The sequence below is a fragment of the Streptomyces sp. NPDC007901 genome (assembly GCF_042959465.1).
GTDB lineage: Bacteria > Actinomycetota > Actinomycetes > Streptomycetales > Streptomycetaceae > Streptomyces.
The window spans coordinates 37052-59613 of sequence record NZ_JBIBKW010000005.1; the positions used below are offsets into that span (position 1 = coordinate 37052).

Genomic DNA, 22562 nt, shown 5'->3' on the forward strand with positions numbered 1-22562 from the left:
GCGGGACGGGGGGGAAGCGGCGGTATGGAAGAACTGGCGGAGCTCGGCGAATGGGTGGCGCTGATCGACGCGTGCGTCGAGCCCATCGCGACGGGGCAGGTGGATCTCACCGATCCCGACTGGCTGCGGAAGGTGCAGGAAAGCCCGCATCCGCTGGACGAGGCGGGGCTCCGGCCGGAGGCCGAGGCGGCGCTGCGGGACGTACTCTCCCGGTACGAGGCGGGCGGCGAGGACGTCCGGGCCGCCCTGCGCGCACTCCTGGAACGGTGCCACTCGTTCTGCTGGGCGACGACACTGCCCTTCGCCTCCACGTCCCAGGGCTTCCGGCAGCGACTGCTGGAGATGTCGGTCGAGGACCAGGGCCAGGACACCCGGGACATGATGGTCGCCCTGAACGATCTGTGCGGGCAGGCACGGGATGCCGGTGTCGACATTCGGCCGCTGCTGCTGGAGGTGGCCGAACTCTCCGGTGACGTCGACAAGTACGGGATGGGTTCCACGCGGGACATCCTGCTCCGGGCGGCCGGGATGGAGCCCACCGGGCTCTGGTGAGCGTGCGGGTCAGGCTGCGGCGACGACGGATTCGATGCTGCGGTGCCGGGCGGCACCGTGTGCGAAATCGGGTACGCCTGACGTGCCCTCGCGCAGGTCGTCCAGGAACTGCCGGTAGGCGTGGGCGACCGCGTACGCCGGCGCGTCGGCTCGGGCGTCCAGGCGCGGAACGCGCACGTACGATTCCGGCACCGCGAGGGGAGCGAGTCCGGTGGACCTCCCGCGGCCGCCCTCCAGGGTGACCGGGCTGAGCTGAGGATGACCGGTCGGGGCGGTGAGGACGAGGTCGCCCTCGGTGCCGTTGATCTCCCAGCGGAGGTTGGTGCCCCGGGCCGTCCCTCCGCGGTAGTGGAAGGTGGCCACCGCGCCGCCCGGCAGCCGCCCCGCGGCCACCACCTGGTCCGCCGCGGTCATGGGCACGCGTTCTCCGCTCTCGGTGTCCACGGCCGACGTACGCCGTGAGGCCAGTTGGATCTGCAACTCCTCGGGCTCTCCCAGGACGGAGGCGAGTCCGTCGAGGGTGTGGCTGAAGGGAATGGTCAGCAGGGTCGCGCCGTTGGCGGCGTCGAGCACGTAGTGATCGCCGGGGCCGACGGTGGCTCCCCAGGCGCCGCCCGAGCCGACGACCGTGGTGGACAGCACCTCCCCCACGTAGCCCTCGGCCACGAGGTCGCGGGCGTGGACGAGGGCCGGGTGCGACCGTGCCTGGAGTCCGACGGCGGTCGGCACGGCCCGGGCGTGCGCCCGCCGGGCCATGTCCTCGGCCTCCGCGAGACCGTTGCCCAGCGGCCACTCGCACAGCACGCTCTTGCCGGCGTCCAACGCCGTCCGCACCAGTTCCCGGTGGTGCGGCACCTTCACCGCCACGACCACCAGGTCCACCTCGTCGCAGGCGACCAGCTCGGCCGCCGTCCCGAAGGTGCGGGAGACGCCGTGCTTGTGACCGGAGCGCTCCGCCGACTGTGCCGAACTCGTACTCAGGGCCCTCAGTTCGTAACCCGGGACGGCGCGCAGGGCCGGCAGGTGGGATCGCTCGGCCCAGCTCCCGTGCGCCCCGAGTCCGATGACCCCTACTCCGATCGGCTTCTCGGACCGGGCCAGCCCGGCAAGCAGTGACTCGGATGTGTTCATGATGTGCAGCCTGTTCTCTTGTGTGGACCGGAAGTTCGCCGTCGGTGGTCAGTCCGCTGTGCCCGCCGACGTCTTCGGGCCGCGCTCGCTGTCCAGCAGGGCCATGAGGGGTGCGGCGTACCGGGTTCCGGCCACCGCCTCGGCCGGGACGGCTTCGTGGATCGTGCGGAGGTCCGCGTCGGTCAGGGTGACGTCGGCCGCGGCCAGGGCCTCCTCGATGCGCTGCGGTCGGCGGGCGCCGAGGACGGCCACGACGGTGCCGTGCTCCCGGCTCTGGGCGATGACCCAGGCGGTGGCGAGTTGCGCGACGCTGATGCCGTGTGCGTGGGCGAGTGGGCGCAGGCGGTCGGCGAGGGCGAGGTTCGTGGCGAGGTTGTCGGGGTGGAAGCGCGGCAGCCAGTGGGCGCGCGGGTCACCTCCGGCGGGTTGCCGGTAGGAGCCGGTGAGCAGGCCGTGGGCGAGGACTCCGTACGCGGTGACGCCGATCCCCAGCTCGCGGCAGGTGTCCAGGATGCCGTTGGTCTCGGGGGCTCGGCTGAACAGGGAGTATTCGATCTGTACATCGCGGATCGGGTGCACGGCGTGGGCGCGGCGGATGGTCTGCGGCCCGACCTCGGAGAGGCCGATGTGGCGCACGTGTCCCGCCTGGACCAGATCGGCGACGGCGCCGATCGTGTCCTCGATCGGGGTGGCGGGGTCGATTCGTGCGGGGCGGTAGATGTCGACGTGGTCGGTGCCGAGGCGGCGCAGCGAGTAGGCGAGCGCGTTCTTGACGTGAGCGGGGCGGCCTTCGATGCCGACGAAGGCTCCGTCGGGGTCGCGCAGGCCGCCGAACTTGACGCTCAGGAGTGCCTTGTCGCGATCGCTGCCGCGCAGGGCGCGGCGGATGAGTTCCTCGTTGTGGCCCATGCCGTAGAAGTCGGCGGTGTCGAGGAGGGTGACGCCGGCGGCGAGGGCCGTGTGGATGGTCGCGATGGCATCGGCCTCGTCGGCGGGGGCGGTGTGGTCGGACATGCCGGCGCAGCCCAGTGCGAGAGGGGCGACCTGCGGGCCGGCGGTTCCAAGGGGTCGGGTCTGCATGAGTCCTTCCGCGAGGACGAGTGCGGTGGGTACGCACGACAGGCGCCGCCGAAGGCGCGGCCACCTGTTAGCGTTGACATCTCAACACTAGAAAGGCGTGCGTTGATATGTCAACACCGAGTGGGCGTGACGGCGCGCCGGGCGAACCCACGGGCGACGCCGCACCGGAGCCCGTCGACCTCTGGTCGGCCTTCAAACGCGCCCATGAAATCGTCCGCGCCCGCGTGATCACGGACACCGCCGAGGCGGCGGGTCTGTCCGAGCCGGATCTGGCGATCCTCGTCAGCCTCAACAAGGCGGGCGGCGCCCTCCGTCAGAACGAGCTCGCCGCGTCGCTCGGCTGGGACCGCACGCGCATCTCCCACCAGCTCACCCGCATGGGCAAGCGCGGACTCGTCACCCGCGAACGCGGCGACGGCGTCACCGCCGTCCTCACCGACGCAGGGCGCCAGGCCGTCATCGACGTGGGACCCGGCCTGGACGCCGCCGTACGCCGCCACTTCACCGACAAACTCTCCGCGCAGGAGATCGAAACACTGAGCTCCCTGCTCGGCCGGCTCTAGCCGCGAGCACACGCAGCCGGCGATCCGCCTGACACCACACCACCGTGACTTCCGGGGCGGACAAGGCGAGGAAGTGCTGAGCCCTGCGCTCGCGCCAAGGGCACAAACACCCCCACCACCAGGCCACAGTCGAGTCAGGGAAATGACCTCGTGCAGCCCCTCTAGGCGTACCGACTAGTCGGTACTACCCTCTGGCCACGCTCTCGGAGCCGGGTCGCCGCGCACCCTCGTCGAACCGACGTGGGCACCCGGTCTCCGGGCATCCCTGGGAGGAGCCGTATGTCCGCCGCCACGACGCCGTTCGACGCCGACAGACCCGCGCCCGATGGGCCCTCAGCGGACGCCCGCGGCCCGCTGGCCCGGCTGTACCGCCGTGAACTGGCCGACTATCCGTCCACCGGCCGCCGCATGGCGTATCTCGCGATCGTGGTCGTCACGACGGTCGTCCTGTACTACATGCTGTACATCCAGTACGCGGTGGCGACGTCGATCATCACGCACTTCGGCATGACGTACCGCTACTTCATCTGGGTCTCGGTGATCGGCAACGCGATCGGGGCCTTCGCCTCGCTCGTGGCCGGCCTTGCGGACCGCTGGGGCCGGGCGAACCTGGTGGTCTACGGGCTGCTGATCGCCGCGCTGCTGGTCTTCTTCGGGCTGCCGAACGCGGCGAACAAGACCACCTATCTCGTGCTCTTCGCGCTCGTCAGCTTCATCGAGGGCATCGTGCTGGTCGCCACCCCCGCGCTGATCAGGGACTTCTCCCCACAGCTCGGCCGGGCCACCGCGATGGGGTACTGGACGATGGGCCCGGTCATCGGCTCCCTGGTGGTCACCACCGTCACCAGCAACACCCTCGACAGCGCCACCTGGCAGGACGAACTGCGGTACTCGGCGATCGCCGGGTTCGTCGTCTTCGTCGTCGCGATCTTCGCGCTGCGCGAGCTGTCCCCGGCGCTGCGCGACCAGATCATGGTGACACTGCGGGACCGGGCGCTGGTCGAGGCGCGCGCCAAGGGGCTGGACACCGAGGCGCTGCGCCGTGGCGAGTGGCGGCAGATGATGCGCCTGGACGTGCTCGGCTCGGCCTTCGCCATCGCCGTGTTCCTGCTGCTGTACTACGCGGCGGTCGGCAACTTCGTCGTCTACTTCGCGACCGTCTTCGGCTACAGCGAGCAGCGCACCAACGCGCTGGCCAACTGGTACTGGGTGGCGAACGCCATCGCCCTGGTGCTGGTCGGCCTGCTCTCGGACCGGCTGAAGGTGCGCAAGCCGTTCATGATCGTCGGCGCGGTCGGCTCCATCGTGGTGACCGCGGTCTTCGCCACCCGCGCCACCCACCTGACGACCGACTACTACACGTTCGCCTGGCTGTTCGTCGGCATCGGTGTCTTCAGCGGCATCGCCTACGCACCCTGGATGGCGAGCTTCACCGAGACGGTCGAGAAGCACAACCCCGCGGCGACCGCGGCAGGGCTCGCGGTGTGGGGCTGGACGGTACGGATCGTGGTCGCCGTCTCCGCGGCCTTCATCCCGGTACTGGTCACCTCCGTGACCCCGCTCGTGGAGCACGGCGCCGAGGTCAAGGCCGCCTCGGCGCAGGCGGCGCCCGCGCTGGCCGTCGTCAACGCGCACCCGGATCTCTTCGCCGAGCTGAACAAGTACACCCCGGCCACCGTGCCGGCCGAGCTGAACGCCCGCGCCGTGCGGGAGGTCGGCGCGGAGGACCTCGCCGTCGTACAGAAGGCGGCGCCGCAGCTGAAGGTGGTGCAGGAGTACGGCGCCGAGGTGCAGAAGGCGACCGAGGACGGGCCCGGCGAATGGCGAAACTGGTGGTGGATCTGCGTCGGCGGCCAGGTGCTCTTCCTGCCCTTCGTCTTCGTGATGGCGGGTCGCTGGAGCCCGAAGAAGGCGCGGATGGACGCTGAGGCGCATGAGGTCGCGGTCAACCGCGAGCTGGCCGCTCTCGCCGCCGCCGAGGACTGACCGGACGCGCAGCCGGCCGTCCGCGGGCGGGGCGGCCGGCTGCGGGGCACCGGATTACCGGCGCGGCCCTCGTCTTCGGCAGGATGGGCACCATGACCGAGATCCGCACCCCCCGCCTGCTCCTTCGTCGCTGGTACGACGACGACCTCGCGCCGATGGCTGACATCAACGCGGACCCGCGCGTCATGCGCTGGATCGACGACGGCTCGGTGCGCGACCTGGAGGACACGGCCACGGCCATCGAGGAGTGGGAGGAGGAGTGGGACGAGGAAGGTTTCGGGCTCTTCGCCGTCGAACTGCTGGCCTCGGGTGAGCTCGCGGGATTCACCGGCCTGTCCGTGCCCTCTTTCCTGCCGGAGGTGATGCCCGCCGTAGCCGTCGGCTGGCGGTTCGGGTCACAGTTCTGGGGGCAGGGATACGCGTCCGAAGCCGCCCACGCCACGCTGGAGTTCGCTCTCCAGGACCGCGGCCTCGACCGCGTCATCAGTATCAGCCGGGTGGGGGACGACGCCTCCGAGAACGTCATCCGCAAGCTCGGCATGGTTCCCGAGCGAGAGACGGTGCACCCGGTGTACGGCCACCTCCTGCGCGTTCACTCCATCGACCTGACGGAGTTCCAGGCGTGAAGCAGCCGCACCATCGATCATCACACGGCTGCTGAGCGCTGCCTGCACGTCCCCGACCGGACTCCGCCGAGCGGAGGCCGTGCTTTCATGGAACCGCGGCCGGGCCCCTGATCCAGATGCCGCCGTCAAGGAGGCGACGTCGGTGTGCAGAGTGGATCACGAGGCCGCGGCGATGGCCGCGACAGCGGCTCTGGCGGCGGCCCATCCGCACCTGGGACAGGGGGCTGCCGCGCATCCGGCGCTGGAAGGATGCGAGGACGTGGAGTGGGCGTCCATTCCCGGGTGCCCGGTCGATGTCTCGGTCGTCCTGCATGGGCTGGTCGATCCCGACGCGGCCGAGATGGCAGAGCGGGCGTTGGACTGGCTGGTGATGTCAGGACCCATGTCCATCAGTGCCACGATGCCGGCGGTCGTCCCCTATCTGCTGCGCCTGGCTGCCGATCCGTCGGTCCCGCGCCGCGACGAGCTGGTCGGGCTCGTCCTCGTGGCCGCCGCCTTGTCCGCACCGACCAACCCCCACAGCTCCTGGGACCTGGCGGTCAGCGGGCCCGAGGCCGACCATCCTGAACGGGCCCTGTGCCGAGCGGCATTCGCCGCCGACGCCGCGTGGGTACGACGTCTGCTGGCCGACGACGAGCTGCTGGCCGAGCTCGAGCTGGGCGAAGGTGAGCGGACGGCACTGGCCGAGGCGGCCGGTTTGTAGAGGGCCGGGACTCCCCTGGGTTGCCCCGGCCTGCTGGAGAGGTCAGTCGGTGAGCAACATGCCGCGTCGCAGCCCCAGTTCGGCCTCGGCCACGGTGCGCGGCATGTCCTGCGTGGGGGCCCTGCGGTGGTCGGCGCTGGTGTTGATGTACGCGCTGGCGCCGTCGATCGCGACGAGGATGCGGGTGGCGGCTCCCCAGGGATCCGCGCAGACGAAGACCCCGGCCGCCGCCCCGGCGGCGATCAGCTCTTCCAGGCGCCGGCACCACAGCAGCTCCTGCTTCGTCACGTGCTCGCGCAGCACCGGACGGTAGCGAGACAGGTGCCGTGCGTTGAGCCAGAGCTTGCTGACGTCGTCGAAGTCGGCGCTCGACGTGAGGCCGAAGAACCTCCGGAAGGCCGGTAGGGGGCCGTCCGGCTCGGGCGGCAGCAGGCTGTCGAGCTCCTTCATCGTGGCATGGGTGAACGCCTCGGCCACCAGCTCGTCCACGGCGGGGAAGTAGTGGCCGACGAGTCCGGGCTGGACACCGAGCTCGTCGGCGACCCGGCGCAGGGTGACGCACTCCAGGCCTTCGGTGAGCCCGATCCGCGACGCCGTGGCGACGATCTCGCTGCGGCGTTCGGCGGGCGCCTTGCGGACGCGCTTGCCGGGGGCTCTTGACGTCATACGGCGAATGTTATTGAGTGGGCGACCAATAAAGCAATTGGTCGTTCACCCAATAAGAGGGGTCGACCGGAAGCCGACGCTCACCGCGAGGCCGATGTCCGCCCGGGACCGCCGCTCGCTGCGGACCCCGGCCGACGCAGCACCGTCAGGAGACCCACGTGAACAACTCCCCCACCGATGCCGGTGAGCTGGGCCGTCGTCGTGGGCCCCACGAAGATCCGGGCGGTGATCGTCGCCTTTCCCGGCCCCGCACCAGGCTCGCGGCCCCCGCGCCGACCCTCCACACTGAAGAAGTGAAGGCCTCCTGATGTCGTCGCAGCTCTCCCCGGCCGTCGTTCTCGACCCGGACACGGGCCTGGACATCCGTGACGTCGCGGTACGGCCCGCGGGCCCCGGCGAGGTCGAGATCGAGGTCCGTGCGGCCGGTGTCTGCCACTCCGACCTGCACGTGGTCTCCGGCGACTGGCCGGCCGACCGGCCGCTGGTCCTCGGGCACGAGGCGGCGGGCGTGGTCGGCGGCGTCGGCCCCGGTGTCGCCTCCGTGCGGCCCGGTGACCATGTCGTCCTGTCGTGGTTCGCGCCCTGCCGCCGGTGCCGTCGCTGCGCGGCCGGTCAGGCCTGGCTGTGCACCGGCACCAGGGCCGTCGCGAACACCCTGCCCGACGGGAGCACGCCGTTCACCGGCACCGACGGCACGGCGGTCTGGCCGTACCTGGGTCTCGGCGCCTTCACCGGACGGCTGACGGTTCCGGAGAGTGCCGTGGTGCGCGTCCCCGGGGCGCTCCCCTTCGGTGTCGGCGCGTTGCCGGGCTGCTCGGTGACCACGGGCGTCGGTGCGGTGATCAACACCGCCGGGGTCCGGCCCGGCGAGTCCGCGGTCGTGATCGGCACCGGTGGGGTCGGGCTCTGCGTGGTGATGGGCCTGCGGCTGGTCGGCGCCGATCCGATCGTCGCGGTGGACCTCTCCCCCGAACGGCTCGCCGTGGCCCGCCGCTTCGGCGCCACCCACACCCTCGACGGCGGCCGTGACGACGTCGCGGCCTGGTGTCAGGAGCAACTCGGCGGTGTGGACTACGCGTTCGAGGCCATCGGCAGCCCGAAGGTGATCGAGTCGCTGCCCGACATGCTCGCCTCCGGCGGCGCCGCCGTGCTGGTCGGCATGACCGCGACCGGCGCCACCGGCTCCTTCGACCTGTTCGACCTGGCCGACCGGGGCACGCGCATCCTGGGCTGCAACTACGGCTCCAGCGTGGGCGAGATCGACATCCCCAAGCTGGCCCGCCCGTACCTCTCCGGCCGCCTTCCCCTGGACGAACTCGTCGGCCGAACCCGCCCTTTGGGTGAGGCCGCCCAGGCGTTCGACGACCTCAGTTCCAACACCGGGTTGAGGACCGTCCTCCAACCCTGACCAGCTTCCTCCTCCCCCTCATCCCCCTGCTCCTTGGAGGCACCATGTACGCCGTCACCGACCCGGCCACCGGCGAGATCGTCGAGACCTACCCGACCGCCAGCGACGCCGAGATCGCCGCGGCCCTCGACGCCGCGCACGCCGCCGGCGCCTGGGGCCGGTCCAGCTCCGTGGCCGAGCGCGCCGCGCTGCTGCGCCGTCTGGGCGACCTGCACGCCGAGCACAGTGCCGAACTCGCCGCGAGCATCGTGCGGGAGATGGGCAAGCCGCTCGCCGAGGCGGAGGGCGAGGTCGGCTTCTGCGCCGACATCTACCACTACTACGCAGACCACGCCGAGGAGTTCCTCGCCGACGAGGTTCTCGACGTCACCTCCGGCCCCGGCACCGCCGTCGTGCGGCGCGGTCCCGTCGGCGTCCTGCTCGGCATCATGCCGTGGAACTTCCCGGCCTACCAGGTCGCCCGGTTCGCGGCCCCCAACCTGGCCGTGGGCAACACCATCGTCCTCAAGCACGCCCCGCAGTGTCCCGCCACGGCGGCGCTGCTGGAGCGGCTGTTCGCCGAGGCCGGCTTCCCGGCGGGCGCGTACGTCAACGTGTACGCCACCAACGAGCAGATCGCCGACGTGATCGCCGACCCCCGCGTGCACGGCGTCTCGCTGACCGGCTCCGAGCGGGCCGGGGCCGCCGTCGCCGAGATCGCCGGTCGGCACCTGAAGAAGGTCGTCCTGGAGCTCGGCGGCTCGGACCCGTTCGTGGTGCTGTCCACCGACGACCTGGACACCGTCGTCGAGGCCGCGGTCGCCGCCCGCCTCGACAACACCGGCCAGGCCTGCAACGCCGCCAAGAGGTTCGTGGTAGTGGCGGACCTGTACGACGCGTTCGTGGAGAAGTTCACGGCCCGGCTCCTCGACTCCGCCACCGGGGCCCCGCTCTCCTCGGCGGCCGCCGCCGAGACCCTCGCCCGGCAGGTCGGCCAGGCGGTGGCCGAAGGCGCCACCCTCCACGGCTCCGTCGAGCGGCAGGGCGCCTACTTCCCGGCCGGCGTCCTCACCGGCCTGACCACCGAGCACACGGCGGCCCGCCAGGAACTGTTCGGACCGGTCGCCATGGTCTTCCCCGCCGCCGACGAGAACGACGCCGTACGGATCGCCAACGACACCCCCTACGGCCTCGGCTCCTACGTCTTCACCACCGACCCGGACCAGGCCACGCGGGTCGCCGACCGCATCGAGGCCGGCATGGTCTTCGTCAACGGCGTCGGCGCGGAGGGCGCCGAGCTGCCCTTCGGCGGGGTGAAGCGCTCCGGCTTCGGCCGGGAACTCGGCCGTCTCGGCATCGAGGAGTTCACCAACAAGAAGCTGATCCGCACGGTGGCCTGAGCGGTGGGGCGGATCGGCGGGCGGGCTCCGGGGGTGCCGGACGGCACCTCGCGCGGGGCCCGCGCCGCACGAGCCAGGGGCCGCCGAGGTAGCTGAACGTTCTCCGGCGCACGCTCGCGGTGGCCAACTGCGCCTCCCGATCGTTCGACGACAGCGACGCCCGGATCGTCCGCTCCGGGATCGAAGACCGCGTCCTCGACCAGGACACCGTTTCCCAAAGGCACTCTCAGCAGTTCCTCACGCCGGATCAGTGCGGTCGTCGTTGCACGGAATCGGCGACCACCCCTGTCACGAACTTGCTGACGACTGCCGTGGCCGGCGGGCCGGGGTCGCGGTCGGCGAACAGGAGATGGCCGCCGCCGACCAGGGAGAGGGTGAGTGAGTCGATGTCGGCGTCGGCCGCGATGCGGCCCCGGTCACGTTCGTCGGTCAGGTAACCGGAGATCGCGGTCGTGGCCTGGGCGAGGATCGCGATACCGCCCCCGGGCCTGGCCTGCCGGAGCCGTGCGCGCAGCTCGTCCCGGAAGGTGATGAGCGGGATGATCGCGATCGGAACCGGTCCGAACAGGGTGGTCAGCGCGGTGGTGAGGTTCTCGGCCACCGTCCCGGTACCCGCGGACGCCCGCAGCGCACTCGCCTGCGTCTCGAGCTGAGCGGCCCGGTCGAGCACCAGCTCGGCGAGGAAGGCGTCGAAGTCGGTGAAGTGCCGGTGCAGGACGCCTTTGGCACAGCCCGCCTCCTCGGTGACGGCCCGGCTGGTCAGCCCGTTCGGCCCGTCCCGCAGAAGCACGCGTTCCGCGGCGTCGAACAGTTGCTGTCGTGCGTCGCGAAGGTGCACCCCAGTCGGCATTCACAGATCCTCTCGTATGTCGTCCCGACGGCGACCGTTGCCCAGTGGGCACCTGCCCACTAAGGTGGGCGCATGCCCATTTTACCGCGAGAGCAACCGGAGCCCTCCCCGACCGAGCCGCATGAAGCCCGGCGGATGGCCGAGTCCTTCGGCGTGGACGCGCACCGCTACGACCAGGCCCGGCCCGGCTACCCGGATGCGCTGGTGGCGCGGATCGTCGCCGGAAACCCCGGCCCTGACGTGCTCGACGTCGGCTGCGGCACCGGTATCGCGGCCCGCCAGTTCCAGGCCGCCGGCTGCACGGTCCTCGGCATCGAGCCCGATGCGCGGATGGCCGACTTCGCGCGAGCCCGTGGCCTGCGCGTGGAGGCGGCGACCTTCGAAGCCTGGCAGTCGGCCGGCCGGACGTTCGACGCGGTCATCGCCGCCCAGTCGTGGCACTGGGTGGATCCGGACGTCGGCGCCCTGAAGGCGGCACGTGTGCTGCGTCCAGGGGGACGGCTGGCGGTCTTCGGGCACGTCTACGAGCCGCCCCCCGAGGTGGCCGAACCGTTCGCCGCCGCCTACCGGCGGGCAGCGCCCGACTCCCCGCTCAACGGCCAACCTGCCCGACGTCCGCTCGATCTGTACGAGGCGGCGTACGCGAAATTCGCCGACAGGATCCGCGAGACGCAACAGTTCGACGATCCCGAACAGTGGCGCTTCGACTGGGCGCGGTCCTACACGCGCGATCAGTGGCTGGAGTTGCTGCCCACCACCGGCGGCCTCACCCAGCTCCGTCCCGATCAACTGGCCGAGATTCTGGACGCGGTCGGCGAGGCCATCGACTCCCTGGGCGGCCGGTTCACGATGAACTACACCACCCTGGCCGCGACCGCCGTGCGCGCCGCCACCTCCTGAGACCATCGGCGGAAGCGGACCGTGGCACGGGGACAGGGGCACCGGCGGGGTTCGCTGCGATCACGAGCCGGGAGGGGTGTGTCTGCCCGCACAGCGTCACGGTCAGCCGTGGTCCGTGCGGACCGCGAGTTCCGTCTCCACCAGCCGGTTCAGGTGCCGGCGGGCGTCGTCGGTGCTGAGCGGGGGTGACTGGCGCAGCCGCTGGAGGGCGAGGCCGTCGGCGAGGGCGGCGAAGCGGACGGTGAAGCCGTCGAGGTCGTCCCCGGTGAACTCGCCGTCCGTGACGCCCCGTTCGGCCAGGGCGCGGATCTGCCGGTGCCAGGCCGTGTAGCGGTCGGCCTGGCCGCGGGCGAAGGCCTCGTCGGTGGCCGGTTCGCCCGCGTGCCAGTAGTCGAACCACATCCGCCAGTGCCGGTCGGTGTCCTCGGTGAAGAGGGCGTCGACGAGCAGCCGCAGCGCCTCGGCGCCGCTGCCCGCCTGTTCGGCGGCCTCGCTGAGCTCCGCGTAGTAGCGCTCGATGTGCAGCACCATCGCCTCGGAGAGGATCTCCTGGACGCTGCCGAAGTGATAGGTGACGGTACCGACGGATACTCCGGCGGCGGCGGCCACGTCCCGGACGCCCACCGAGGCGTAGCCGCGCTCCGCGATCAGCGGGATGGCCGCCTCGACGATCAGCCGCCGGCGCACCTCGGTGGGCTGGCGGGTGCGGTCGGCGGCGGCGACGGCCCGGCGCGGGGGCTTCGCGGTGCGCTGCGGCTTGGCGGCGGTCATCCCGACGTCCTCGCGCTCGTGTGGTGCCAGGACCGCTTGACCACTGTCTCTCCGTTCGCCCGTGCCTCGATACGGCTGTCCATGACGAAGTCCGCCGCCGAGGCGCGCAGCTCCGTACGCGCCATGATCTCAGCGTCGTACGCGTCGCCGCGCCGCAACCGGATGCGCCACTCCGAGACGGCGCTCGCGGACAGCGGGTCGTCGCCGCGGACACGGTACGTCTCCCGGGCGCTCTCCTCGTAGCGGAGCCCGTCCGGGTAGGTCCGTGATCCCCCGTAGTTGGGGTCGACCTCCAGGGTCCACTCCCCCGCCGCCACGTCGTGCGTGACCAGCCGTTCGGGGCGGGGCTCGGCGGGCCGGTCGTAGGTCACCGGAAGCGGTGGCGCCTGCTCCGGCTCCTCGAAGGCGATCGGCGGTTCCTCTCCGGCCGCCCGCACGGGCAGGAGTACGGCGCTGTCGGCGGGTACGACCCGCAGTTCGCCGCGCTCGCCGTGCGGCCACACCCACGGCCAGTAGGCGTCGGAGACGGCGACCCGGATGCGGTGGCCGGGCGGGAAGGCGTAGCCGATGCCGGTGAGTTCGATCTCGACGTCCTCGTACGTGCCCGGGGTCCACTCCACCGTCCGGTCCCGGCCGTGCCGGCTGAGGAGGTTGAGCACCCCTCGGGTGACCAGCGTCGAGGAGCCGTCGGGAGCGACGTCGCACAGCCGGACGATCACGTTGGCGCGCGGGGTGGCACTGTCCAGGCGCAGCCGGACGCGGGGCCTGCCGAGGATCTCGACGCGTTCGGCGAGGGGTTCGGAGTCGAAGCAGACCGAACGGCCGTCCTCCTCGCGCTGGTCGGGCGGCAGGTCGCTCGCGTTGCCGAAGGGGAAGAAGCGGCCGGCGTCGAGACCGGTGTGGAGCGGGGAGCGGACCAGGACTGGGGCGTGAGCGCCGGATGCAAGGGTGCGCTCGCTCCAGGTCACCTTCGGGGAGGGCCAGTTGTCGTCCCCGACCCAGCGGCCGGGCATCACGTCGTACGACGTGGCGGGTGGGACCGGGCCGTTGATCCAGGCGCGCAGCAGCGGTTCGCGCATCACCCCGGTGTCGGTGCCCTTGAGGTGCTGGTCCCACCAGCGCAGGGTCTCCTGGAGGAAGCCGATGGCCGGGCCGGGCGGCAGCCCCCGGTCGGGGTACTGGTGGGACCAGGGGCCGATGAGGCCGCGGACCCGGTCGGCCGGGAGGTGTTCGACGAGGCGGAGGACGGTGTCGCGGTACGGGTCGTGCCAGCCGCCGACCGCGAGGACGGCGGCGTCGATGGCGCCGTAGTCCTCGCAGACGCTGCCGTGCATCCAGTAGGCGTCGCGCTCCTGGTGGTCGAGCCAGGTGTGGAGGAAGGGGTCGAGGGCGTCGAGGCGTTCGCGCCACATGGGCAGCCAGCGGTCGGCGCCGACGCTCGCCGGGTCCGGCGGGCGGGAGGCGAAGGCCAGCATGGTGCCGGCCCAGGCGAGCATGTCGATGCCGAGGACGGCGCCGCCGGTGTAGTGGACGTCGTTGTCGTAGCGGTCGTCGGTGGAGCAGACGGTGACGACGGCCTTGAGCGGTTCGGGGGCGAGGGCGGCTATCTGGAGGGAGTTGAAGCCGCCCCAGGAGATGCCGAACATGCCGACCTTGCCGGTGCACCAGGGCTGGGCGGCGAGCCAGTTGACGACGTCGACGCCGTCGGCGAGTTCCTGGGCGTCGTACTCGTCGCCCGGGGTGCCCTCGCTGTCGCCGTGGCCGCGGATGTCGACGCGGACGGAGGCGTAGCCGTGTCCGGCGTACCAGGGGTGGCGCTGGGCGTCGCGGGGCGCGGTCCAGTCGCTCTTGCGGTACGGGAGGTATTCGAGCAGCGCGGGTACGGGGTGGGCCTCGGCGTCCACGGGCCGCCAGATCCGTGCGTGCAGCCGGGTGGCGCCGTCCCCGGTGGGGATCCAGACGTCCTCGCGGACGACCTGGCGCTCGAACTGTTCGCGGTACTTCACGAAACTCCTTCGGCCACGGGGGTGTTGAGGGGCGTCCAGCGGCGGACGCGGTGACCGTCGCCGAGGTCGGTCCAGCCGGCGTCCGCGTCGGCCGCGTCCGTCCAGTCGAGGGCGTCGTCGGCGCGGGGCGGTGCGTCGGGGTCGGGTTCGAGGGCGGCGGCCATCAGCCGGCGGGTGTAGGGGTGGCCGGGCGCGCCGAAGACGGCCTCGGTGGGCCCTTCCTCGACCACGACCCCGTGCCGCAGGACGACGACGCGGTCGGCGATGCCGCGCACCACGGCGAGGTCGTGGCTGATGAACAGGCAGGCCAGGTCGCGTTCCCGGCGCAGGTCGTCCAGGAGGCGGAGCACCTCGGCCTGGACGGAGACGTCCAGGGCGGTGGTGATCTCGTCGGCGATCAGTACGTCCGGTTCTCCGGCCAGCGCCCGTGCGATGCCGATGCGTTGGCGCTGTCCGCCGGAGAGCTGGGCGGGCAGCCGGTCGGCGAGGGCCGGGTCGAGGCGTACGTCGGCGATGAGCCGGCGGGCCTGTTCGGCGGCCTCGGTGCGGCCGGTCGCGGTGCCGAAGAAGCGCAGCGGGCGGCGGACCGCGTCACCCACGGAGCGGCGGGGGTTGAGGGAGGTGTCGGCGTTCTGGAAGACCAGCTGGACCCGGCGGCGCAGCGAGAGCGGGCGCTTCGGCGCCGGGCGGGCCAGGTCGCCGGCCTCGTGGGTCATGGTGCCGCCGGAGGGGGTGCGCAGTCCCGCCAGTGTCCAGGCCAGCGTGGACTTCCCGCTGCCCGACTCGCCGACGAGGGCGAGGACTTCGCCCCGGCGGACGTCGAAGGACACGCCGTGCACGGCGCGGGTGCTGCCGTAGTCGATCGTCACGTCGTGCGCGGCGACGGCGACCGGCGCGCCGTCGGCGACGGCGGCCTTGGCGCGGACCGTCCGCTCCCCCGCCTCGTCCACGACCGCGAGCCCGGCGTCGTCCAGGCGCGGCACACTCGCCAACAGCCGCTTGGTGTACGGGTCCTGGGGCGCGGTGAACAGCCGGCGGGTGGCCGCCGACTCCACCACCCGGCCCGAGTTCAGGACGCACACCTCGTCGGCCATGTGCGCGACGACGCCGAGGTCGTGGCTCACCAGGACGGCAGCCAGGCCGAGTTCGTCGCGCAGGGCGGCGATCAGGTCGAGGACGCTGCGCTGGGTGATGACGTCCAGGCCGGTGGTGGGTTCGTCGAGGACGAGGACCTTGGGGCGGGCGGCGATGGCCATGGCGATGGCGACGCGCTGCTGCTGCCCGCCGGAGAGTTCGTGCGGGTAGCGGCGGGCGAGTTCGGCCGGGCGGGGCAGGCGGACCTGTTCGAGCAGGTCGACGACCGGCACCTCGCCGCCCGCCTCCTCGATCTGCCGGCCGATGCGCATGGTCGGGGTCAGCGCCTGTCCGGCGTTCTGGCCGACCATGGCGACGGTCCCGCCGCGCAGCAGCCGCAACTCCCGTGCGGGCAGCGCGAACACGTCCCGCCCGTCCACATGGACGCTGCCGCCGGTGACACGGGAGCCGTGCCGCAGATGGCCCAGCAGGGTGGCGGCGACGGTGGACTTGCCGCTGCCGGACTCGCCGACGAGGGCGAGGGTACGGCCCGGCTCCACCTCCAGGGACACCTCGTGCACGACCGGCACCTCACGGCCACCGGAACGGTAGGCGACGGAGAGGGAGTCGACGGATACGACAGAGGTCATCAGGAACCCTCCCTGATCCGGTCCACGCCCCACGCCTTGGAGAGGCCGTCGGCCGCGAGGTTGAGCCCGACCACGAGGGTGGCCAGAGCGATGATCGGCGCGAGGCTCGCCATCGGGACGACGGTGATGGCGGTGCGGTTCTCGGCGACCATCAACCCCCAGTCCGGGGTGGGCGGGTCGGCGCCGAAGCCGAGGAAGGACAGCGAGGAGATCAGCAGCACCACCCAGGAGGCGCGCATCGCGAACTCCACGCAGACCACATCGGTGATGTTCGGCAGCACCTCCCGGCGCAGGATCGCCCAGGTGCTCTCGCCCCGGGCCCGGGCGGCGGTGACGTAATCCATGGGGACCACGGCCAGCGCGGCGCCGCGGACCACGCGGACGACCTGCGGGACGTAGACGACGGCGATGGCCAGGACGATCACCGCGGGCCCGGTGCCGAGGGCCGTGACGATGACGAGCAGGGCGAGGATCGACGGCACGGACAGGATCGCGTCGAGGACCCGGCCGAGCAAGTCGTCGAACCAGCCGCCGCGCAGGGCGGCCGCGCAGCCGACGACCGTGCCGAGGGCGACGGTGATCAGGGTCGCGGCGACGGAGACGCCGAGCCCGTACCGGCCGCCGTAGAGCACCCGGGCGAGGACGTCGCGGCCGTACTGGTCGGTGCCGGCCCAGTGCTCCCAGCTCGGGCCGAGCAGGGCGTGCGAGGCATCGTTGGCGATCGGGTCGTAGGAGGTGAGCAGCGGGGCGAGCAGCGCCACGAGGATGTGCGCGGCGACGACGGCGAGGCCGACGAGGGCGGTGCGGGACGAGCGCAGGCCGCGCCACGCGCGGACGGCCGCGTGCGGGGCCGCCGGGGCGGCACCGGCGGTGGCCGGGGTGGTGTCGAGTGCGGTCACCGGATCCTCCCTCGGGTACGGAGCCTGGGGTTGAGGGCCATGGCGCCGAGGTCGGCGGCGAGGTTGCAGACGACGTAGATCACGGCGCTGACGAGGGCGATGGCCTGGATGACGGGCAGGTCGCGGTTCTGCACGGAGGAGAGCATCAGCTTGCCGATGCCGGGGTAGTTGAAGACGTTCTCGACGACCGCGACCCCGCCCGCGAGCCAGGCGACGTTGAGGGCGATCACGTGCAGGGTGGGCAGCAGGGCGCTGGGCAGCGCGTGCCGGGTGACGATCCGCCAGGTGGACAGGCCCTTGAGGCGGGCGGTGGTGACGTACTCGCCGGCCATCACGTCGATGACGGAGGTGCGGGCCATCCGCACGATGTAGGCGGCCATCACCACGGCGAGCGCGAGCGCGGGCAGCCATACGGCGGGCAGGAGCTGTCCGGTGCTCGCCTCGGGGCCGTAGAGGACGACCGCCGGGAACCAGGGCAGCGCGACCGAGAAGACCAGCACCAGGACGGTGGCGACCACGAACTCGGGGACGCTCATGCCGACCAGGCTGACGGTGGAGATGACGTGGTCGGGCCAGCGGTCCCGGTACAGGCCGGCGAGGACGCCCAGGACGATCGACCCGGTCACCGCGAACAGGACGGTGACGACGGCGATGAGCGCCGAGTTGCCGAGGTACAGGGCGACTTGGCCGCCGACGCCCTTGCCGGAGACGAGGGAGGTGCCGAAGTCGCCGTGCAGGGCGCCCTTGATCCAGTCGACGTAGCGTTCCCATGCGGGCCGGTCGAGACCGAGCTGTGCGCGCAGGGCGGCCACGGCGTCGGGGGTGGCGTCCTTGCCGAGGATCTGGGTGGCCACGTCACCGGGGAGGGCCTGGACGGCAAGGAAGACGAGGACGGAGGAGAGGAAGAGTGTGCCGACGGCAGAGGCCAGCCGACGCAGGGTGAACGACAGCATGCTCAGGCCCCCTTCACGCCGATGTTGAGGTAGTCGAACTCGAAGCCGTGCTCGGCGTAGCCGCGGACCTTGCGGGAGATGCCGACGAGCCGGTCGGCGAACATCGGGGTCATCGCGCCGCCCCGTTCGATCACCAACGTCTGTGCCTCGCCGTACAGTTCACGGCGTTCCGTGTCGTCGGTCTCGGCGCGGGCCCGGTCGAGGACGGCGTCGAACTCCTTGTCGGACCAGGCGGTCTCGTTGTAGGAGGAGCCGCTGCGGAAGATCTGGGTGAACAGCTGGTCGACGGGCCGGCCGGTGAACCAGTAGGTGGCCATCAGCGGCTTCTTCATCCAGATCTGCGTGTAGTACGAGTCCGCGGCGGCCGTCTTCACCTTGATCCGGATACCGGCCCGCTTGGCGGAGTCCTGGTAGGCGAGGGCCATCGGTGTGAACAGCGGGTCGTACGACGAGGTGTAGAGGTCGATGCTCAGCCCCTCGTGCCCGGCCTGCTTGAGGAGGTGGCGCGCCTTCTCGGGGTCGTGCGCGGGGTGGGCGGAGATGTGGGCGGGGTCGCTCGGCGGTACGGGGTTGTCCCAGCCGGCGGTGCCCGCGCCCTGGAGCGCCACCTTCACGACGTGCTCGGGGTCGTAGGCGAGCTTCATCGCCTGCCGGACGCGCACGTCGGTGAAGGGCTTCTCCGTGGTGAGCATCGGCAGCACGTACCACTGCGCGTCCTTCACCCGGGCGACGGTGGCCCGGTCCGAGGCGGCGACCACCCGGGCGGTGGCGAAGTCGAGGTTGGTCTGGGAGAGCAGGTCCACCTGTCCGGCGAGCAGGGCGCCCGAGCGGGCGGACATGTCGGCGACCGAGTAGAAGGCGATGGCGTCCAGGACCGGGCGGCCGGCCCAGTGGTCCTTGTACGCGGTGACCCGGCCAGGGCCCGCCGGGGCGAAGGACTCCAGCTCGAAGGGGCCGGTGCCGATGCCGGTGCGGCCGATGCCCTTGGCGCTGCCGTCGGGGATGACGTAGCAGTTGTAGTGCGTGAGGAGGCTGGGGAACTCGGCGTTCGGGGTCTTCAGGGGGACGACGAGGGTGTGGGCGTCCGGGGTGCGCAGCGTGCTCGGGTCGACGAGTGGGGCGAGGACGGCGGCCTGGGGCGAGGCGGTGGCCTTGTCGAGGATGTGCCGCAGTGTGTAGGCGGCGTCGGCGGCGGTGAAGGCGCGTCCGTCGTGGAAGGTGACGCCCTGGCGCAGCCGGAAGGTCCAGGTGCGGGCCTTGGCGTCGGACTCCCAGGACTCGGCGAGGTCGGGGGCGAGTTCGCCGTCCGTGCCGACCCGGACCAGCCGGTTGTAGAGGGCGCCGAGGTACTCGTACGCCGACAGGGAGCTCGCCGGATCGAGGGTCTCGGCGTCGGAGGCCGGCGGCCGGGCGATGCGCAGGGTGCCGCCGGGGTCGGGGGTGCCTTTCAGGGCGGCAGGCGTCAGGTCGGGGGCGGCGGCTGCCCCCGTACAGCCGGTGAGCAGCCAGGACGCGCCGAGCGAGGCCGTCGCGGCCGCGCCCGCGGCGAGCACCGAGCGACGCCCCGGGAGGTGGATGTCGGGCATGGACCGACCGTCTCTCTCGCTATTCGTTCAGCGGAACGATTGAGTGGAGTTCGTGAACGATAACCAGGAGACGACTTCCAGCCAACCCTTCGGACGCGGAAATTAACCTGCGGAAACGCATCGGTAACGGCACAGGAGGCGCAGGGGCGCCTCCACCTAGGCGTGCCGGCGACACGGATGCCCTCCAGGCCGGCCGTGGCGGTCAGCAGCCGGGGCAGCAGCGCCGCCTCCAGGTCGTCGGACATGCCGAGGGTGAAGGTGCGCCGGGCGGTGGCCGGGTCGAAGCGGTCGCGGCCGGTGACGGCCTGCCCGGTTCGACTTCGACCCCGCGGGCCGCTACTCCGGGCCCGACGTCTTCACCCTGCACGTCGACGAGTCCGCCCGCGCCACCGTCCACACCGTCTGACCGGCGGGCCGGTGGCCGGCCATGACGCCCAGTCACCGAAGGGCGTCCCAGAAGGCGCAGTGGTGGCGCAGCCGCGTGGTGCGGGTGGGGACGACATGGTCCGGTGCCAGGGACAGCACCGTCTGCCGCGCCCAGTACGGCGAGGACGGGCCGTTCGGGTCGGCGGTGCGGGCGAAGCGGGTCCAGTAGTCGATCATCGCGTTGGCCAGGCGGTGCTGGGCCGGGGTCAGGTCGCGTGGGCGGCCGCCCAGGTCGAACAGGTACGGCAGTTCGCTCGCGTGGGGTGCCCCGAGCGGGAACGGCGGTGTCCCCGGGGTGAGCGGCGGGGCGTGCTCGTCGGCGAACTCGTAGCGCCAGACGGGCACCTGGGCGGCGAGCAGGCGGCCGGTGCGTGCCGTCGGGCAGGCGAAGTTCGCGTCGCCGATGACCGCGCCGAAGACCGGTCCGCCGTCGGCGCGGTGCACTGGGTACTCATGGACGATCGCCTTCGCCTGTCCCGGGGAAGGGAAGAAGGCGCCGACGGCGTCGGGCCAGGTCTCGGAGGTGACCGGGTGGCCGGACTGGATGATTCCGGCGGCCCAGCCGTTGCCCTCGTCGTGGTTGCCGCCGATGAGCACGGGGACGTGTCGGAAGCGGCCGGTGGCGATCGCCGTCGCGGGGTCGCGGGGCAGCAACGGTGTGGAGTGGGCGGGCTGTTGGTCGGTGCCCTGGGCGGCGAGCAGGCGGGGGACGGACACCCGGCGCAGACAGGCCATGGTGTCCCGGACCGAGCCGCAGCCGACCTCGGCGGCCAGGTCCGCGCCGGTGGCGCGGGCGGTGGACAGGGGGACGGAGGAGGGGGCGAACGGGCGGTCGGGGCGGCCGGTGCACGGGCCGCTCTGGATGATCGCCCGGTCGAAGAGTCCCGCGGCGGCGGGTGAGGCGAGCTGGGCGCAGACGCTGTAGCCGCCCGCCGACTCGCCGGCCGGCGTCACGTTGTGCGCGTCGCCGCCGAAGGCGCCGATCTCGGCGCGGACCCAGCGCAGCGCCGCCTGCTGGTCGGCCAGGCCGAAGGTGCCGGAGCCCGGCAGGCCGCTGTGCGCGAGAAAGCCGAGGGCGCCCAGGCGGTAGTCGACGGTGACGACCACGACACCGCCGCGGGTGGCCATGCGGTGGGCGTCGTACGAGGCGGCCGCTCCGGTGGTGAGTCCGCCGCCGTGCAGCCACACGATCACCGGGCGGGGCTGTGCCGGGGTCGCTCCGTCGGGTGTCGTGACGTTCAGGTGGAGACAGTCCTCGTCGGTGCTGCCGCCGGGCACCTCGCCGGCCGGCTGCGGGCACGGGCTCGCGGGCCGGGTCGCGTCCCGCACCCCGGGCCAGGGGGCCGCGGGGCGGGGCGGGGCCCAGCGCAGCCCGCCGACCGGGGGCGCGGCGTAGGGGATGCCGTCGAAGGTGCGGTAGCCGTGGTGGGCGGTGCCGCGCACCAGCCCTTCGCGGACACCTACCGTCGTGGCGGCAGCCGCGGCCTGTGCCGTCGGCGGCGCCGCGGACCAGGCCATCGTCATGAGCACGGCGGTCAGGGCGCAGCCGACGCCGGTCGCGGCGCGGCCCCAGGTGGTCAGGGCACGGTGCATGCTGGTCGTTCCCCCTCCGGTCAGCTGCCGCCCATGCCGCCCTGAGCGGCGATCATGGTCGTCGGCAGCGCGCGTACGGCTTTCTCCAGGCCGGGCGCGAGCGCGGCCAGACGTCCCGTGCAGGCGTCGATACGGGCCCGGTAGGCCTTCTGGTCCGGTCGGGACACGACCGAGCGGACACGGCCCGCCGCGGCCAGCGCGAGCAGTGCGGCGTCGGTGGCGGGAACCTCCCCGACGGGCCCGTCCCCGCGCAGGGCCACGGAGACCCGGGCGCGCAGGGCGGCGACGACCGCGGGGTCCGTCAGGGTCAGCCGTCGGGTGCCGAAACGGGTGCGGGGTGTCCGCACCGTGAGGACTCCCGCCGCGGCGAGCCGGTCCTCCACCTCCGTCCGGGTCCGCCGGCGGTGACGGCGCATGAGCCCCTTCCAGCCGTGCCCGGCGGCGGCGTCGCGCAGCACGCCGTCCAGGACGGGGTCACCGGTCGGTTCCGTGCCGGAGACGGTGACCGTGCCGCCGTCCTCGCCGAGCCGGCCGCGCGACGCGAGGTCGACCAGGGCGGCGGCGCGGAGGAGCAGTTCGGTCCGGGAACGGTCGTAGGGGCCACCGGCCACGTCGTCGTGGGCGAGCAGATACATGAGGCAGGCCAGGTCGTCGATCACCCTTCGACGCTATGGCCGGCCGCCCGGCCGCGGATCGGCCGCGGGAACGGACCGGGACTGGGAACGTGGGAGGACCGCCGTCCGGTCTCCTCCCTGAGGAG

General features: G+C 72.4%; 20 protein-coding genes. 8 read left to right on the forward strand and 12 right to left on the reverse strand.

From position 1 onward, the window contains the following. The first annotated feature begins 24 nt into the window (after positions 1 to 24). Complete coding sequence (locus tag ACFZDK_RS17910; RefSeq protein WP_390973488.1) at positions 25 to 552, forward strand: hypothetical protein; 528 nt, start codon at positions 25 to 27, stop codon at positions 550 to 552. Positions 553 to 561: 9 nt separating this feature from the next. Here the strand turns inward: ACFZDK_RS17910 and ACFZDK_RS17915 are convergent, their stop codons facing one another. Together ACFZDK_RS17915 and ACFZDK_RS17920 are read right to left on the reverse strand one after the other, a co-directional pair. Next, the gene (locus tag ACFZDK_RS17915; RefSeq protein ID WP_390973490.1) at positions 562 to 1683 is read right to left on the reverse strand and encodes a Gfo/Idh/MocA family oxidoreductase; all 1122 of its coding nucleotides are present in this window, start codon (positions 1681 to 1683) and stop codon (positions 562 to 564) included. A 48-nt stretch (positions 1684 to 1731) separates the two neighbouring features. Continuing rightward, positions 1732 to 2763 (reverse strand): aldo/keto reductase, encoded by a 1032-nt coding sequence (locus ACFZDK_RS17920; protein ID WP_390973492.1) that lies wholly within the window; start codon positions 2761 to 2763, stop codon positions 1732 to 1734. Positions 2764 to 2870: 107 nt separating this feature from the next. Between ACFZDK_RS17920 and ACFZDK_RS17925 the strand changes: the two genes are divergently transcribed. From ACFZDK_RS17925 to ACFZDK_RS17940, 4 genes are all read left to right on the forward strand, one after another. Beyond that, on the forward strand, positions 2871 to 3326 hold the full coding sequence (locus ACFZDK_RS17925; protein ID WP_390973494.1) for a MarR family transcriptional regulator: 456 nt from the start codon (positions 2871 to 2873) through the stop codon (positions 3324 to 3326). A 279-nt stretch (positions 3327 to 3605) separates the two neighbouring features. Then, entirely contained in the window at positions 3606 to 5312 is a 1707-nt protein-coding gene (locus ACFZDK_RS17930; RefSeq protein ID WP_390973496.1) for an MFS transporter, read from the forward strand. A 92-nt stretch (positions 5313 to 5404) separates the two neighbouring features. After that, the gene (locus ACFZDK_RS17935; RefSeq protein WP_390973498.1) at positions 5405 to 5938 is read left to right on the forward strand and encodes a GNAT family N-acetyltransferase; all 534 of its coding nucleotides are present in this window, start codon (positions 5405 to 5407) and stop codon (positions 5936 to 5938) included. Positions 5939 to 6089: 151 nt separating this feature from the next. After that, positions 6090 to 6641, forward strand: a complete 552-nt coding sequence (locus ACFZDK_RS17940; protein ID WP_390973500.1) for a hypothetical protein — start codon at positions 6090 to 6092, stop codon at positions 6639 to 6641. A gap of 42 nt (positions 6642 to 6683) precedes the next feature. On the opposite strand, the gene ACFZDK_RS17945 is transcribed toward ACFZDK_RS17940, so the two are convergent. Further along, complete coding sequence (locus tag ACFZDK_RS17945; protein ID WP_390973501.1) at positions 6684 to 7307, reverse strand: TetR family transcriptional regulator C-terminal domain-containing protein; 624 nt, start codon at positions 7305 to 7307, stop codon at positions 6684 to 6686. 307 nt (positions 7308 to 7614) lie between these two features. Between ACFZDK_RS17945 and ACFZDK_RS17950 the strand changes: the two genes are divergently transcribed. Both ACFZDK_RS17950 and ACFZDK_RS17955 read left to right on the forward strand, forming a co-directional pair. Then, complete coding sequence (locus ACFZDK_RS17950) at positions 7615 to 8715, forward strand: zinc-binding dehydrogenase (RefSeq protein WP_390973503.1); 1101 nt, start codon at positions 7615 to 7617, stop codon at positions 8713 to 8715. Between the two features lie 44 nt (positions 8716 to 8759). Next, positions 8760 to 10094 carry an aldehyde dehydrogenase family protein gene (locus ACFZDK_RS17955; RefSeq protein ID WP_390973505.1) on the forward strand — a complete coding sequence of 445 codons (1335 nt, stop codon included), beginning with the start codon at positions 8760 to 8762 and terminating at the stop codon, positions 10092 to 10094. A 247-nt stretch (positions 10095 to 10341) separates the two neighbouring features. On the opposite strand, the gene ACFZDK_RS17960 is transcribed toward ACFZDK_RS17955, so the two are convergent. Then, positions 10342 to 10944: a TetR family transcriptional regulator gene (locus tag ACFZDK_RS17960; RefSeq protein ID WP_390973506.1), complete on the reverse strand. Its 603-nt coding sequence runs from the start codon at positions 10942 to 10944 to the stop codon at positions 10342 to 10344. A gap of 72 nt (positions 10945 to 11016) precedes the next feature. Here ACFZDK_RS17960 and ACFZDK_RS17965 point away from each other — a divergent pair, with 72 nt between their 5' ends. Then, a complete protein-coding gene (locus tag ACFZDK_RS17965; RefSeq protein WP_390973508.1) occupies positions 11017 to 11844 on the forward strand; it encodes a methyltransferase domain-containing protein in 828 nt (275 codons plus the stop codon). A gap of 102 nt (positions 11845 to 11946) precedes the next feature. Here ACFZDK_RS17965 and ACFZDK_RS17970 read toward each other — a convergent pair whose 3' ends face one another. The 8 genes from ACFZDK_RS17970 to ACFZDK_RS18005 all read right to left on the reverse strand — a co-directional run bounded on the left by ACFZDK_RS17970 (position 11947) and on the right by ACFZDK_RS18005 (position 22461). Beyond that, the gene (locus ACFZDK_RS17970) at positions 11947 to 12615 is read right to left on the reverse strand and encodes a TetR family transcriptional regulator C-terminal domain-containing protein (RefSeq protein ID WP_390973510.1); all 669 of its coding nucleotides are present in this window, start codon (positions 12613 to 12615) and stop codon (positions 11947 to 11949) included. Beyond that, positions 12612 to 14621, reverse strand: coding sequence for a CocE/NonD family hydrolase (locus ACFZDK_RS17975; protein ID WP_390973512.1), 2010 nt, complete (start codon positions 14619 to 14621; stop codon positions 12612 to 12614). The genes ACFZDK_RS17970 and ACFZDK_RS17975 overlap by 4 nt, the downstream gene beginning before the upstream one ends. Continuing rightward, on the reverse strand, positions 14618 to 16345 hold the full coding sequence (locus ACFZDK_RS17980) for a dipeptide ABC transporter ATP-binding protein (RefSeq protein ID WP_390973514.1): 1728 nt from the start codon (positions 16343 to 16345) through the stop codon (positions 14618 to 14620). The genes ACFZDK_RS17975 and ACFZDK_RS17980 overlap by 4 nt, the downstream gene beginning before the upstream one ends. Further along, the gene (locus ACFZDK_RS17985; protein WP_390973516.1) at positions 16345 to 17244 is read right to left on the reverse strand and encodes an ABC transporter permease subunit; all 900 of its coding nucleotides are present in this window, start codon (positions 17242 to 17244) and stop codon (positions 16345 to 16347) included. The genes ACFZDK_RS17980 and ACFZDK_RS17985 overlap by 1 nt, the downstream gene beginning before the upstream one ends. Then, a complete protein-coding gene (locus ACFZDK_RS17990; RefSeq protein WP_390973518.1) occupies positions 17241 to 18197 on the reverse strand; it encodes an ABC transporter permease subunit in 957 nt (318 codons plus the stop codon). Before ACFZDK_RS17990 ends, ACFZDK_RS17985 begins: the two co-directional genes overlap by 4 nt. A 2-nt stretch (positions 18198 to 18199) precedes the next feature. After that, positions 18200 to 19783, reverse strand: a complete 1584-nt coding sequence (locus tag ACFZDK_RS17995) for an ABC transporter substrate-binding protein (RefSeq protein ID WP_390973520.1) — start codon at positions 19781 to 19783, stop codon at positions 18200 to 18202. Between the two features lie 438 nt (positions 19784 to 20221). Beyond that, the gene (locus ACFZDK_RS18000) at positions 20222 to 21802 is read right to left on the reverse strand and encodes a carboxylesterase family protein (RefSeq protein ID WP_390973521.1); all 1581 of its coding nucleotides are present in this window, start codon (positions 21800 to 21802) and stop codon (positions 20222 to 20224) included. A 20-nt stretch (positions 21803 to 21822) separates the two neighbouring features. Beyond that, a complete protein-coding gene (locus ACFZDK_RS18005; protein WP_390973523.1) occupies positions 21823 to 22461 on the reverse strand; it encodes a GPP34 family phosphoprotein in 639 nt (212 codons plus the stop codon). Positions 22462 to 22562 lie beyond the last annotated feature (101 nt).

Bases quoted from the DNA above. Each gene is read 5' to 3' on its own strand.
- ACFZDK_RS18000 (WP_390973521.1), bottom strand. From the start codon at position 21,802: ATGCACCGTGCCCTGACCACCTGGGGCCGCGCCGCGACCGGCGTCGGC.
- ACFZDK_RS17930 (WP_390973496.1), top strand. From the start codon at position 3,606: ATGTCCGCCGCCACGACGCCGTTCGACGCCGACAGACCCGCGCCCGAT.
- ACFZDK_RS17970 (WP_390973510.1), bottom strand. From the start codon at position 12,615: ATGACCGCCGCCAAGCCGCAGCGCACCGCGAAGCCCCCGCGCCGGGCC.
- ACFZDK_RS17990 (WP_390973518.1), bottom strand. From the start codon at position 18,197: ATGCTGTCGTTCACCCTGCGTCGGCTGGCCTCTGCCGTCGGCACACTC.
- ACFZDK_RS17925 (WP_390973494.1), top strand. From the start codon at position 2,871: ATGTCAACACCGAGTGGGCGTGACGGCGCGCCGGGCGAACCCACGGGC.
- ACFZDK_RS17915 (WP_390973490.1), bottom strand. From the start codon at position 1,683: ATGAACACATCCGAGTCACTGCTTGCCGGGCTGGCCCGGTCCGAGAAG.
- ACFZDK_RS17955 (WP_390973505.1), top strand. From the start codon at position 8,760: ATGTACGCCGTCACCGACCCGGCCACCGGCGAGATCGTCGAGACCTAC.
- ACFZDK_RS17945 (WP_390973501.1), bottom strand. From the start codon at position 7,307: ATGACGTCAAGAGCCCCCGGCAAGCGCGTCCGCAAGGCGCCCGCCGAA.
- ACFZDK_RS17965 (WP_390973508.1), top strand. From the start codon at position 11,017: ATGCCCATTTTACCGCGAGAGCAACCGGAGCCCTCCCCGACCGAGCCG.
- ACFZDK_RS17980 (WP_390973514.1), bottom strand. From the start codon at position 16,345: ATGACCTCTGTCGTATCCGTCGACTCCCTCTCCGTCGCCTACCGTTCC.
- ACFZDK_RS17960 (WP_390973506.1), bottom strand. From the start codon at position 10,944: ATGCCGACTGGGGTGCACCTTCGCGACGCACGACAGCAACTGTTCGAC.
- ACFZDK_RS17950 (WP_390973503.1), top strand. From the start codon at position 7,615: ATGTCGTCGCAGCTCTCCCCGGCCGTCGTTCTCGACCCGGACACGGGC.
- ACFZDK_RS17995 (WP_390973520.1), bottom strand. From the start codon at position 19,783: ATGCCCGACATCCACCTCCCGGGGCGTCGCTCGGTGCTCGCCGCGGGC.
- ACFZDK_RS17920 (WP_390973492.1), bottom strand. From the start codon at position 2,763: ATGCAGACCCGACCCCTTGGAACCGCCGGCCCGCAGGTCGCCCCTCTC.
- ACFZDK_RS17910 (WP_390973488.1), top strand. From the start codon at position 25: ATGGAAGAACTGGCGGAGCTCGGCGAATGGGTGGCGCTGATCGACGCG.
- ACFZDK_RS17935 (WP_390973498.1), top strand. From the start codon at position 5,405: ATGACCGAGATCCGCACCCCCCGCCTGCTCCTTCGTCGCTGGTACGAC.